This is a genomic window from Peribacillus phoenicis (assembly GCF_047238085.1).
GTDB lineage: Bacteria > Bacillota > Bacilli > Bacillales > DSM-1321 > Peribacillus.
Map to the genome: position 1 here is coordinate 91,380 of NZ_JBDFMF010000001.1, position 13,110 is coordinate 104,489.

At 36.2% G+C, this 13,110-nt stretch carries 16 protein-coding genes; 14 read left to right on the forward strand and 2 right to left on the reverse strand.

Annotation, left to right across the window (positions count from 1 at the left end; genetic code table 11):
• Positions 1 to 57: 57 nt before the first annotated feature.
• The 10 genes from ABC374_RS00460 (at position 58) to ABC374_RS00505 (ending at position 6,223) form a co-directional block, all read left to right on the forward strand.
• A complete protein-coding gene (locus ABC374_RS00460; protein ID WP_413015177.1) occupies positions 58 to 1,080 on the forward strand; it encodes an ADP-ribosylglycohydrolase family protein in 1,023 nt (340 codons plus the stop codon).
• A 129-nt stretch (positions 1,081 to 1,209) separates the two neighbouring features.
• On the forward strand, positions 1,210 to 1,599 hold the full coding sequence (locus tag ABC374_RS00465) for a hypothetical protein (RefSeq protein ID WP_413015179.1): 390 nt from the start codon (positions 1,210 to 1,212) through the stop codon (positions 1,597 to 1,599).
• Between the two features lie 110 nt (positions 1,600 to 1,709).
• Complete coding sequence (locus ABC374_RS00470) at positions 1,710 to 1,985, forward strand: hypothetical protein (protein ID WP_350301064.1); 276 nt, start codon at positions 1,710 to 1,712, stop codon at positions 1,983 to 1,985.
• A gap of 247 nt (positions 1,986 to 2,232) precedes the next feature.
• Complete coding sequence (locus ABC374_RS00475; RefSeq protein WP_413015181.1) at positions 2,233 to 3,255, forward strand: ADP-ribosylglycohydrolase family protein; 1,023 nt, start codon at positions 2,233 to 2,235, stop codon at positions 3,253 to 3,255.
• 145 nt (positions 3,256 to 3,400) lie between these two features.
• Entirely contained in the window at positions 3,401 to 3,787 is a 387-nt protein-coding gene (locus ABC374_RS00480) for a hypothetical protein (protein ID WP_350301066.1), read from the forward strand.
• A gap of 145 nt (positions 3,788 to 3,932) precedes the next feature.
• Positions 3,933 to 4,352, forward strand: coding sequence for a hypothetical protein (locus tag ABC374_RS00485; protein WP_350301067.1), 420 nt, complete (start codon positions 3,933 to 3,935; stop codon positions 4,350 to 4,352).
• A gap of 109 nt (positions 4,353 to 4,461) precedes the next feature.
• Positions 4,462 to 4,689: a hypothetical protein gene (locus ABC374_RS00490; protein WP_230161384.1), complete on the forward strand. Its 228-nt coding sequence runs from the start codon at positions 4,462 to 4,464 to the stop codon at positions 4,687 to 4,689.
• Between the two features lie 59 nt (positions 4,690 to 4,748).
• Positions 4,749 to 5,234 (forward strand): hypothetical protein, encoded by a 486-nt coding sequence (locus tag ABC374_RS00495; protein WP_413015184.1) that lies wholly within the window; start codon positions 4,749 to 4,751, stop codon positions 5,232 to 5,234.
• 152 nt (positions 5,235 to 5,386) lie between these two features.
• Entirely contained in the window at positions 5,387 to 5,716 is a 330-nt protein-coding gene (locus ABC374_RS00500) for a hypothetical protein (protein WP_350301069.1), read from the forward strand.
• A gap of 120 nt (positions 5,717 to 5,836) precedes the next feature.
• Positions 5,837 to 6,223, forward strand: a complete 387-nt coding sequence (locus tag ABC374_RS00505) for a hypothetical protein (protein ID WP_350301070.1) — start codon at positions 5,837 to 5,839, stop codon at positions 6,221 to 6,223.
• 134 nt (positions 6,224 to 6,357) lie between these two features.
• Here the strand turns inward: ABC374_RS00505 and ABC374_RS00510 are convergent, their stop codons facing one another.
• The gene (locus tag ABC374_RS00510) at positions 6,358 to 7,614 is read right to left on the reverse strand and encodes a DUF445 domain-containing protein (RefSeq protein ID WP_413015187.1); all 1,257 of its coding nucleotides are present in this window, start codon (positions 7,612 to 7,614) and stop codon (positions 6,358 to 6,360) included.
• A gap of 271 nt (positions 7,615 to 7,885) precedes the next feature.
• The gene (locus ABC374_RS00515) at positions 7,886 to 8,863 is read right to left on the reverse strand and encodes a bile acid:sodium symporter family protein (protein ID WP_137018575.1); all 978 of its coding nucleotides are present in this window, start codon (positions 8,861 to 8,863) and stop codon (positions 7,886 to 7,888) included.
• A 320-nt stretch (positions 8,864 to 9,183) separates the two neighbouring features.
• Here ABC374_RS00515 and ABC374_RS00520 point away from each other — a divergent pair, with 320 nt between their 5' ends.
• From ABC374_RS00520 to ABC374_RS00535, 4 genes are all read left to right on the forward strand, one after another.
• Positions 9,184 to 9,861 (forward strand): response regulator transcription factor, encoded by a 678-nt coding sequence (locus ABC374_RS00520; RefSeq protein ID WP_413015189.1) that lies wholly within the window; start codon positions 9,184 to 9,186, stop codon positions 9,859 to 9,861.
• Positions 9,858 to 11,237: a sensor histidine kinase gene (locus ABC374_RS00525; protein WP_413015191.1), complete on the forward strand. Its 1,380-nt coding sequence runs from the start codon at positions 9,858 to 9,860 to the stop codon at positions 11,235 to 11,237. The genes ABC374_RS00520 and ABC374_RS00525 overlap by 4 nt, the downstream gene beginning before the upstream one ends.
• Before the next feature lie 91 nt (positions 11,238 to 11,328).
• On the forward strand, positions 11,329 to 12,435 hold the full coding sequence (locus ABC374_RS00530; RefSeq protein WP_413020211.1) for an ABC transporter permease: 1,107 nt from the start codon (positions 11,329 to 11,331) through the stop codon (positions 12,433 to 12,435).
• On the forward strand, positions 12,432 to 13,109 hold the full coding sequence (locus ABC374_RS00535) for an ABC transporter ATP-binding protein (protein WP_413015193.1): 678 nt from the start codon (positions 12,432 to 12,434) through the stop codon (positions 13,107 to 13,109). The genes ABC374_RS00530 and ABC374_RS00535 overlap by 4 nt, the downstream gene beginning before the upstream one ends.
• Position 13,110: the final 1 nt, after the last annotated feature.

Genomic DNA, 13,110 nt, shown 5'->3' on the forward strand with positions numbered 1-13,110 from the left:
CAATTGTTAAGCAAGGGTACTGAGAAAGGGTACTTAAACAAAAAGTAGGTGTAATGAATGATAGGCAGAAGAATGGTAGACAGATGGGAAGACGATAGTAAAAGTTTTTTGAGATTTAATCTAAAAAAAAGAATGTTACCAAGTCTGTATGGCGGTATTGTTGGAGACTTGCTTGGTGTTCCAGTTGAATTTAAAAAAAGAGGGACTTTTGCTATTAATGGTATAACGGGATATGGAACCTATAATCAGCCGCCAGGCACTTGGTCGGACGATACTTCATTAACTTTATGTTTAATTGAAAACTTAATTGAAGAAAGCGATTCAGCAGAGCTAATGCAAAAATTCGTTCAATATATGGAATCTGGCTATTGGACACCACATCATGAAATGTTTGATATTGGCAGAACGACCAGTGAAGCCATAATCAAGTTTAAAAATGGAACGCCAGCGCCAGAATGTGGCGGAAATGCCATGTTTGATAATGGGAATGGGGCGTTGATGAGGATCGCTCCAGTGGCATTTATCCTCTTTAATAACTTTAATTTCATTGAAAAAATCCAAACCATTAAAAAATATATGGAAGTTACACATTCTCATCCGCGTTCTGTGGTAGGTTCCATTATTTATGTCGAGTTTTTACTTAGACTTTATTATAATAATTCTCCTGAAGTTTCAAAAAGGGAGATAAAAGAACTTTTTGATGAGAATTTTGAAAAAGATCATATATACCAAAAAGAGCTGCAATCCTATTCAAGAATTTTTGAAGAAGATTTCTTTTCATTACCACAAGAAGAAATTCAGTCAGGTGGTTATGTCGTTCATACGTTGGAAGCAGCCATTTGGTGCTTAGGAAATTCAGATTCGTTTAGCGATGCCGTTTTAAAAGCAGTGAATCTAGGGGATGATACGGATACAGTAGGTGCCATTACGGGAACATTGGCAGGTATGTACTATAAAATGGACGACATTCCTAAAGAATGGCTTGAGAAAATCACCAGAAAAGAAGATATTGATCAATTAATCGAGAAATTCCTTAGTTTTTGTGCAGATAAAGCAATTAAAGAAGTGTATGGGGATTGATGTAAATCACCCACCCTATAAAAGTCCTTTATAGGGTATTTTTATGTCCAGAGTCCAGTTTATGCTATGTTAAACGGGAAGCGAAGCAGTTTATTTTTGGTGATGGAAAATTAATAATGGAGTGGGAAAATGATAAGAAAAGGTGAGTATACGATCTATAATGGGAAAGAGTATAGATTCATAGAATCTGATACAGTGGAAGCTATTGAATTAATTAGTAATGATAAAAATGAAATGAACAATGGCTTTACTTATTACAAAAATAATATATACACGAAAATAGTAGGTGTAGATGAAGTTAAAGAATTATATTCTATTAATCCCTATGCTGTATATAAGGGAGAGATCTTTCCAGCATCTGAAGAAAGAAAAATCGGAAAATTATTGTTGGATACAACAAACACTGAACTTGCTAAAAAGATGGGGTTTGAACGAACCGATAAATATATGTACTCCAAATCTGTGGAACGGGATGAAGTGGAGATAATCGAGGAGAGGAAACCCTATTCATTAGATTAGTTTCCTCATTTCAAACACGATTAATATTTATTGCACTATACCCCCTAATGAGCTTTGGAACTGTTTTGTTAAGGGTCTTCTTTATAGGCGAGTATAGATAGGAGGATAAAATGGATAAGAAAAAGCAGTTAATCGATCAAATAAAAGTTGTAATATATAATCTTGAAAAAGAATTTTGTAATGAAATTACTAGCGGCGTTTTACAACTTATATTTAAAAGATATAAGAATGCATTGGATGTAATGGAGAATAATGAAGATATAAGAGAATTAAATATTATTGGTGGCGTGAGGGCTTATATGGATAGTTATAGTGACTATCAAAATCCGTTATTAGGAGAATTACATAAAGCTGAAAAATTAAATATAGAATTATTTAATACTTGATAAAGTTAATTAAAATTAGTTTATAGGTTGAATCTATGATCCGTGAGTTGACAATTTTAAGGTTGTAAATAGAATAACAACTTATTATATAAGTAGTTGTTAGCTGCTTACTTTTGAAAAATTAGTGAATTCCCTGATGAGGCCGAATTACTTCTCAATGCAGGTCAAGAATTGTTCATTAAAGAAGCGTGAAGATGCAAATGGTATGCATCTTATACTAGACTTTATTAAAAAGTAGGTGTAATGAATGACAGGCAGAAGAATGGTAGACAGATGGGAAGACGATAACAAGATTTTTATGAGTTTAGCTATTAAGAAAAGAGTATTACCGAGTCTGTATGGCGGTATTATTGGAGACATGCTAGGTGTCCCAGTTGAATTTAAAAAAAGAGGTACGTTTGCTATTAATGATATAACGGGATATGGTACCTATAATCAGCCGCCAGGCACTTGGTCAGATGATACTTCGTTAACTTTATGTTTAATTGAAAACTTAATTGAAAAAAGCGATTCAGCGGAGCTAATGCAAAAATTCGTTCAGTATATGGAATCTGGTTATTGGACACCACATCATGAAATGTTCGATATTGGCAGAACGACCAGTGAAGCCATAACCAAATTTAAAAATGGAATTCCAGCGCAAGAATGTGGCGGAAATGCAATTTTTGATAATGGGAATGGGGCGTTGATGAGGATCGCTCCAGTAGCATTTGTCCTTATTAATAACTTTAATTTCATTGAAAAAATCCAAACCATTAAAAAGTATACGGAAGTAACCCATGCACATCCGCGTTCTGTGGTAGGTTCCATTATTTATGTCGAGTTTTTACTTAGACTTTATTATAATAATTCTCCTGAAGATGCAATAAGACAAACAAAAAAACTTTTTGATGAGAATTTTGATAAAGATCATATATACCAAAAAGAGCTGCAATCCTATTCAAGAATTTTTGAAGAAGATTTCTTTTCATTACCACAAGAAGAAATTCAGTCAGATGGTTATGTCGTTCATACGTTGGAAGCAGCCATTTGGTGCTTAGGAAATTCAGATTCGTTTAGCGATGCCGTTTTAAAAGCAGTGAATCTAGGGGATGATACGGATACAGTAGGTGCCATTACGGGAACATTGGCAGGTATGTACTATAAAATCGACGACATTCCTAAAGAATGGCTTGAGAAAATCACCAGAAAAGAAGATATTGATCAATTAATCGAGAAATTCCTTAGTTTTTGTGCAGATAAAGCAATTAAAGAAGAGTATGGAGATTGATGTAAATCACCCATATTACATAAAAAAACCCCTATAAAAGACTTTTATAGGGGTTTTTTATGTCCAGAATCCAGTATATGCTATGTTAAACGGGAAGCGAAGCAGTTTATTTTTGGTGATGGAAAATTAATAATGGAGTGGGAAAATGATAAGAAAAGGTGAGTATACGATCTATAATGGGAAAGAGTATAGATTCATAGAATCTAAAAGCAAAGGATTTATAGAACTAATAAGCAATAACAAGGAAGACATGAACTATGGATTTACCCATTATAAAAAGAATATTTTTACAAAAGTTCTTTCTTTAAATGAAGTAGAAAAGCTATTTTTAATTCATTCTTTTGCAAAATATAAAGGAGAATTATTTGGAGCTTCTAATGGTGGAAATGGGAAAATTATTCTAGCAACTCCTCATTTAAAACTAGCTGAAAGATATGGCTTTAAACGTACAGATAAATATCTTTATTCTAAAAATGTAAATTTAGATGAAGTTGAAATAATAGAAGAGCGAAAACTGTTTTCGTTAGATTAAAAATAAATCGTAACAATCAGTAAGACTTACGAAGAGATACAGGATACAAGTGTTATCAAAATGAAAAATTTAAAATAACTTAAGAATAAGATTACAGATCAAAAAAATTTGAATTTTTTGGAAAGGGACGGAAGGGGATTAAGGGATGAGTAATCTGAAAAAGGGAGAGTTAGAAATAGAAGGTGTTTTTATTTTTCCTAACTGTAAATTGGATGATATAAAAACAAAAGAATCTTCAAGTATGTTTAAATCTATAACCCTTGATAGTCATAATAAATCTTTAAGGTTTTTAAAGGCACCTAAATTAGGTAGCAAATATTTTAATGTCCGATTATCATTTGAAAATAATTTAATATCGGGAATTAATTTGAAAGTAAATGATCCATCCATTAACCAATGGGACTATGAAGAAAAACTATCTCAGCATGGTGAATGGCTTACAGAGCAAATTGGGTATCCAGAAGGCATATTGTCTGAAAATTTATTTGAATGGGGTAAGATTACGCAATGGTATGATCCAAGGTCATGTGATGCAGGAATCAGCATACTATATTTTCAAAGATAAAAAGAAAAAGGTGTATATCTGAATCGTGTAAAAAGATAACTCATTTTATATTTCTTGAGGTGAAGCATCTAAAAGAAAATGTACATAATTTGAGGGGGAGGAAAGCAATTTGAAAAAAACAGAATTGGAGAAATTATTAATTAAAGATAATGTTCCAAAAAATCTATATAGCCTTAATGGTGGACTACCTAATGAGGTGCTTTGCTTAAATAAAAGAGATAATATTTTGGAAGTCTATTATAGTGAACGTGGGTTGAAATCACATTTAAAGAAATTTGATACAGAAGATGAAGCATGTGAATATTTTTATAAAACAGTTTTGGAACTTCTGAATTAATATTCATTTTTCAATACAAGATATTAAATGAGAACAAGTTAGACGAGGTGAAGCTAAAGATGAAATATGCCATATATAATCATAAGGATTACCTCTTGAATATCCGTAACGACAGGTTAAGACTAAGAACCCATGAACCTGAACAAGGTTTTCGTGAACTTGTTGATCAAACAGGGAATATGACAAATCTGTTTATCAAGGATGTGACTAAAGAGGAAGTTGATTTAGTTTATGAACTAAAGTTTTTGGTAGCTTACAAAGGTAAAGAGTTTGAGCCATATTCATTGGGCAGGCATATCTTGGATGAAAATGAGATTTCGTTATTTAGTATGGATAGTAATGATGTAGACTGCTATGGATTCGAAAAGCAAGAGCAATTTGTTTTTAAAAAGGACGTGCCTCTTGACGACATAGAAGCGATTATTGAGATGAAAAAACCAATATTAATATTTGAAGATTTACCTGAAACCAGGAAGGTTATACCAAGGGGAGAAACTAGAGACTATATAATGAAGCTGGATAGTTTATACAATGGAAATTCCTAAAGAACTAATATAAATAAGGGTCTAGCGGGCTTATTAAGCTGGAATCTATTCAGGTGGAGAGAATCAAATTTTTGTGTCGGAACCTTGGGAAGTAAGTATTTAAAAGTGGTGGATGAAGTTCCAATAAAATGACTGTATTATGGGGGATAAACTTGGAGCAAACATTATTAGTTATTAAAGATGCTTATGTTCGTTTGGTGAAAATATTAACAAAAGAAAAAAAAGATTTAGAACATATAATACGACAAGCTAAAGCCTCAATTGAGTTGATTGAAATATGCTTATTGGATTGTGAATCAGCAGAGCAATATCGTAAAACTATGATGGAATTGAGTGGCATCTATCATGATATAAATAAACCTAGAGTGGGTTTATCTGATTATTTTATTTGGGATGATAACTATGACAAGAGAATCGTTGCTAATAACGAATTAGATGGAATAAAAGATATTTTATTAAAAGAATTTAAAAGGGACAATTAATTTTATCAAGAGTATTTCCCGCTAATAAAAGACTTTAACATAAGTTGAAATGATTGTTTCCCGATGAATGAAATACAATTTAATTTTGATGATAATTACTACCTCAAAATGGAGGAACCTATGATAAGAAAAGGAAAGTATGCAATACATAATGGTAGCGAGTATAGTTTTAGTCTACTGGAAGATAAGTCTATAAAGTTAATAAGTAATAAACATGCTGATCTATCTCAAGGTTTCAAACATTTAGATGAAAAAATCTATATAAAAAATGTTTCTGTAGAAGAGGTAGAAAATTTATTTAAGATAAATTCGAAGGCAAAATATAAGGGAGAGATGTTTCAAGCATCTGAAGATAGAAAAACAGGTAAAGTGCTTTTGGATACCACCAACACTGAACTTGCCAAAAAGATGGGGTTTGAACGAACAGATAAATATATGTACACCAAATCTGTGGAATGGGATGAAGTGGCGATAATCGAGGAGAGGAAACCCTATTCATTAGATTAATTACCCCGTTAAAAAGCCCTTAAGGTTAAGGGCTTTTTAATGAGGAGTATCAAACTAAAGGCAACGAATCAGCACCAGTTGATTTGGTAACGACAAGTATACTGCCGTTACCAAATCGCCCGAAGGTGCCTGGATTATAATAGCCTAAGCAGAGCCTGTGCACCTGTTAGGATAAGCCCTATTATAAAACCGCAGACCGCTCCGTTCACACGAATCCATTGTAAATCTTTTCCTACACCATTTTCCATCATATCAATCAGCGTTTCGTTGTCTAGCTTATCTAAATTTTCTTGTACAAGATTGCCGATCTGCGTATGATTATTTTCAATGAGAACAGTAATTTGTCTCTGTATCCAATTATCGATGTGGGTGCTATTTTCTTTTATGTTGTCCAGTACGTGATGAATCATTGGAGTCAGATAAGTATCCATGAAATGTTCATCTTCGACGAAATCCAATGCTTCTTGTTGAATTTGTTGTAGACTTCCCTTTATTGCCGCCTCAGGCTCCCATTTTGTCAGAAGTTGTTTTTTCCATTTTTCAACTCCTTCTAACAGTTCCGGGTTATGGTTAATGCCTTGTATCTCTTTCCTGATATATAAGATTAAAGCCTCTCTATTTGGTTCTTTCTCGTTTTGTAAATTATTTACGACACTTAATAATAGGTTTTGTATGATATTCCCAAGTTTCTCTTCGTTAAGTAGACTTTGAATGGACTTAACGGCGAACTGAAGCATACCTTCCAGTTCAATCTTACTGAGTACATCCATGGAAACAGTGCCAAGTCGGTGACTGGTTTCTTTTTTTCCTAACCAATCTTCAGCTTTTTTCAAAACATGATCCAAAGCCTTCTTATCAAACTCTTCGTTAAGTAACTGTGAAGTTACTAAATGTAGCATCTTGCTCATGTCTATGCTAGAAAGTGATGATTTAATTTTTTTTGCAACGAAAGGTGTAATCTTTTCTATATCTATATAACCAATCATTTGCTTGATTAGTTTAATCAGGACTTTTCTAAAAGTATCACTTTGAATCTCTTTTACTAAAATAGGGATCAATTTTTCAGTAAAAGGAATATGTTTTACTTTGTCCTGAATGCTTTCCTTAGAAAGCCAGTCGTTTTTTAACATCGAAACAAGTGCATTTGTCATTCTTTTACGATTGTTGGGCAAAAGCGCTGTATGGGGGATTGGTAATCCAAGCGGATGGCGGAATAATGCAGTGACTGCAAACCAATCTGCCAATCCGCCGACTAAACCAGCCTCAAACCCTCCATGTAATAAATCTAAAGGCAATGAACCTTGAAATGGAGTGGTTGCAATATAACCCGCCCCCATGATGATTAGTGAATATCTAGCTATTTTTCTTGAAGATTTTATTTTTGGTGACATTATATTCCCTCATCCTTAAAATGATAGTCAATTACTATAACCCGAATCATTAGCAAATTTTATAACTTACTTTCATCTAGTAGTATAGCAGGTAGTTCAAAAAAATAACCACAACAAGGCAGTAAGTTCATTAATTTTCGGCATTGAATATTAGTTATTTTCCCTTGAATGTTCAATTTTCAGATGGTTAATGCATAAAAAAAAGCCGATTCACTCAATCGGCTTTTTTTATTCATTTACTGAAAAGCGTTTTTGGTTCATCTCCAACTTATTATGATGCGTCAGTTTTTATCGAATTATTTTTAACGGTCCCTACTTTTTTCTTATCTTTCATGCGACTGAAAATAAAGGCCAGAACGGAGCCTGATATATTATGCCAAACGCTGAAGATGGCACTAGGAACAGCGGCCAAAGGCGAGAAGTGGGCTGTGGCTATAGCTACACCTAAACCAGAGTTCTGCATACCAACCTCCATTGCAACAGCTTTCTGTTTAGCTAAATCCATTCCGCATAAACGAGCAAAGAAAAAGCCGAGTAAAAAACCAAGAACATTATGAAGAACGACTACTGCAAAAATCAGCAAACCTGTTTTAGCCAGCTGAGCTTGGCTGCCAGCTACTACTGCAGATACAATCAGGACGATAGAAATGACAGATACTAGAGGTAAAGCCTTTGCACCGGCCTCTGCCTGTTTGCCGAAAAACTTTTTAACGATGAATCCAAGCAGCAGTGGGATGATCACCACTTGAATGATCGAAATGAATAACGACCCAATACTGATATTGACCCATTTACTTGCCAAGAGCAGAATAAGCAGGGGAGTTACGATAGGTGCTAGAATAGTGGAAACAGAAGCAATGGCAACTGCAAGCGCAACATTTCCTCTCGCAAGAAACACCATGACATTTGAAGCTGTTCCACTAGGGCAACATCCTACCAAAATAACACCAACAGCCACTTCTTTGGGCAAATCGAACCCTATTGCTAATACAAATGCCAATAAGGGCATAATGATAAAATGTCCTGCTACCCCTAGTGCGACTTCTTTCGGCCGTCGGAATACTTCTTTAAAATCCGATGCTGATAATGTAAGTCCCATGCCAAACATGACAATTCCCAATAATGGAACAATATAGGCTCCAATCCATATAAAATGATTAGGTAAGATATACGCAATAACTGCAAATAAAATGACCCATAAGGTAAACGTTTTACCAGCAAATCCGCTGATTTTCTCTACTACTCCCATAGTGACCTCCTAGATGTTTTAAAATAAAACAATTATAATTTATATTCAGAATATTTAAAACCCTTTTGGGCAATAAAAATATCATTACGGCTGAACTAGTATGAATATGACGATTTACTATAGGAAAAAAGCGGACAGGGTTTTTAGATTCTGTTCGCTTTTTTACTTTATCTTTTTAAAAAAATAAGAGGGTGCTGTATATTAGTGGCAAACTAGTTTATAAGGAACTGAGTTAGAATTAGTATTTGTTGTTTTACATGTTTAATTATTGCTATTGTATGTTTAGCCAGGGCTATAAAAGAAGTGGAGATGTGGTTTCTTTGATACATATATTAATTGCGGATGATGATCGGCATATTCGGGAGTTGCTTAAATTTCACTTGGAAAAGGAAGGGTACATGGTATTCGAAGCGAAGGACGGGAATGAAGCTTCCTTGCTACTGGAGAAGGAACGGATTCATCTGGCTGTTGTCGATATTATGATGCCGTATAAAAACGGGCTGGATCTTTGTAAGGAAATTCGGGATCAATATGATCTGCCCGTCATTTTATTGACAGCTAAAGATCAACTTATCGATAAGGAAAAGGGGTACTTTGCGGGTACGGATGATTACCTAGTAAAGCCGTTTGAGCCAAGGGAACTTCTATTTCGGATAAAAGCGCTATTGCGAAGGTACCGTCTGGTGAATTCTGAATCGATATCATTGAATCAAACTGTGATTGACCGTAAAAGTTACGAAGTGCGAATAAAGGGGAATACGCTGCTCCTGCCGCTTAAGGAATTTGAGCTGCTGGCTCAGCTGGGGAGTTTTCCAGATCAGGTCTTTACGCGTGAGCAGCTTATTGAACTGGTTTGGGGTGCTGATTTTGCAGGGGATGATCGAACGGTTGATGTCCATGTTAAACGGTTGAGGGAACGTTTTGCCGGGCGGACCGATGACTTTGTCATAACGACTGTCCGTGGATTAGGTTATAAACTGGAGGTCAACAAGAAGTGAAAACACTCTATTTCAGGATAGTTATTCAAACCATTTTGATCATGGTGCTTGCCAGTGTCATCGCTTTTTTAATTTCCAATGTTTATTATCATCAGGTTCAAAAACCCAACAATGGTGAGAAAATAAGCAAAGTCGCAAGTGAGATCGTCTCCTTATATGAGGAGAATCCTGATCAGGATATTGATGCGTATTTAAACCATATTGCAGGTTTGCACTATCAAATGTATCTATTTAATGAGCAGGGTGAAGGAACTTTATATGGTGAGCCGTTTCGGGAAGCGAGTTTGGATCGCGACACGATTTCAGGAGTTTTGAACGGGAAAACCTATCAAGGGATCGCCAATTATAATAATGGGTTATTTATTACCGGATTTTTTGAAGATGTTTTAATTAATAGCATTGGGGTCCCAATTAATGTGGATGGCGAGAAATATGCTTTGTTTGTAAGGCCGAATATAGAGCTGCAGTTTGGAGAGTTCCGCTTTTATCTTTCTGTTTTGCTCGTACTTACGCTCCTGCTCAGTTTTTTATTTGTTATTATTAACACGCGTTTCATCGTTAAGCCAATTACGAAATTAACGGAAGCTACAAAGAGAATCGCTGATGGGGATTATAGTAGTGAATTGAATGTCACCCGCAGTGATGAAATTGGGGATTTGGCTCAACATTTCTCGAAAATGACTCAAAGCATACAGCGGTTAGATGATATGAGACAGGAATTCGTTTCAAATGTTTCTCATGAAATTCAATCTCCGCTCGCATCCATCCAAGGTTTTTCTCAAACCCTCCAATCGGAGGAATTAACAAAAGAACAAAGAAATCAGTACTTGTCCATCATTGAAAAAGAAAGCAGGCGCATGTCATCGTTAAGCAAACAGCTGCTCATGCTTGCTTCGTTGGATAAAGCAGAAGATCCGCTGCAACGGACAAATTTTGATTTAGCGCAGCAAATCCGGCAAGTGTTGTTCATGCTGGAATGGAATTGGCGGGAAAAAGATATGGTGATCGAAATGGATTTGCCGTCAACCGTCATTTCTGCAGATGAAAAACTTTTAAATCAAGTTTGGACGAATTTGATAACCAATAGCATTAAATACTCGGAAAGCGGCAGTTCGATCGATATTCGGATTAAAAGAATAGGCAGTGCTGTTGAAGTGATTATCGCGGATACGGGCATCGGAATTCCAGAAGAAGACCTCCCTTATATCCTTGATCGCTTTTATAAAGTCGACAAAGTGAGGAACAGGAGTGAAACCGGAAGCGGCTTAGGACTTTCGATTACGAGGAAGACGGTTGAACTTCATGGGGGAATGATCGAAGTTCAAAGCGAACTTGGTAAAGGGACCACTTTTTATATACGGCTGCCCCTTATGTAATCAGTTGTTCATCTTCCATTCATATTGATTGTTTACAATCGGGTCATACCGATTCAATGATCGGTAAACAAAAGGAAAGGGAGATGAAATGATGTTTTTGGCAATACGTGAACTAAAGCATTCAAAATTACGTTATCTGCTGATTGGACTGATCATGATATTGGTCGCTTTGCTTGTGTTTATCATTTCAGGATTAGCTAATGGACTTTCTTCAGATAATGCTTCATCCATACAAAACATGAAGGCCGACTATTTTGTTATGGAGCATGACTCTAAAAATAAATTGAACCGATCGATCATATCGATGGAAAAGCTAGATGAAATCCGGGCTTCATCGGATGTTAAAGCAGCCGAAGGACTTGGGCAAATGATGATCACATTGAATAAAGTCGGCTCTTCGGAGAAAACGGATGTCACTATTTTTGCGACCGATGCCAGTGGTATTTTAGCACCGAAGGTCATAGAAGGAACGAGCTATGACAATAAGAAACAAGGTGAAGTCGTTGCAGATCGTTCTTTAAAGGAAGTTGGTTATAAATTGGGTGATTCACTCAAAGATGACCTATCTGGTAAGATTTTCACCATTGTTGGTTTTACTGAAAAGCAGTCTTATAGCCATACACCGGTAGTTTACATGAATGTTACGGGGTGGCAGGAGATTAACCCAGCATTGAAAAATCAAGGAAAAGACTCAATCAGCACAATAGCCGTGCAAATGGATTCGAAGTCAGAAGAGAATGTACGTGAATCATTGCCTGAAGGCGTAACGCTCATTTCGAAAGAAGAATCACTTCAAAGTATACCAGGGTTCAAAGAGGAACAGGGTACACTGACGATGATGATTGTCTTCTTGTTTGTCATTGCAGCTTTCGTTTTGGCAGTATTCTTTTATGTGATTACCTTACAGAAGACGAATCAATTTGGTGTCCTTAAGGCACTCGGGGCAAATACGGGCTACCTGGCAAAAAGCATCGTTGGTCAAGTAATGCTGCTTGCCGTGACATGCATCGCCATCAGTGTTGCACTGACATATATCGTCACTTTAATCATGCCAGAAGGAATGCCATTTGAATTGAGTACCGATTTGGTCATTAAATATTCCGTGTTACTTTTGGTTGTATCCGTATTGGGTTCGCTGCTATCACTATACCGAGTAGCGAAGATAGATGCGATCGAAGCAATAGGGAGGGTATCATGATGGGGGATAAACTATTATTTGAAAACGTCAGTAAGATTTATGGGGAAGGCGATAATAAGGTGACAGCCCTTGATAATATTTCGCTGAATGTGAGAGCGGGGGAATTCGTCGCCATCGTGGGTCCTTCAGGCTCAGGAAAAAGTACTTTCCTATCAATAGCAGGTGCGTTACTATCCCCGAGCAAAGGTCGCTTACTGCTGAATGGTGGGGATATTACAACACTATCCCCAAAAGAATTGACTCGAGTGCGCCTTGAAAAGATCGGGTTTGTATTCCAATCGTCGAATCTTGTGCCATATCTCTCCGTACGAGATCAGCTTCTGCTACTTTCTGAACTGATTGGCAAGCGAGATAAAAAAACTGTGAAAAAAGCGGACGAATTGCTTAGCCACCTTGGACTTGGACATCGGGCAGATCACCTGCCAGAAGCACTGTCGGGCGGTGAGCGGCAGCGTGTAGCCATCGCCCGTTCGCTAATGAATGATCCAGAAATCATTTTAGCGGATGAACCAACGGCAAGTCTTGATTCCAAAAGAGGCAGGGATGTTGTTGAAATGCTTGCACATGAGGTGAAATCAAGAAATAAAGCGGCCATCATGGTAACGCACGATGAAAGAATGTTAGATTTATGTGATCGAGTGGTCAATATTACAGATGGCAAGGTATTTGGATGAA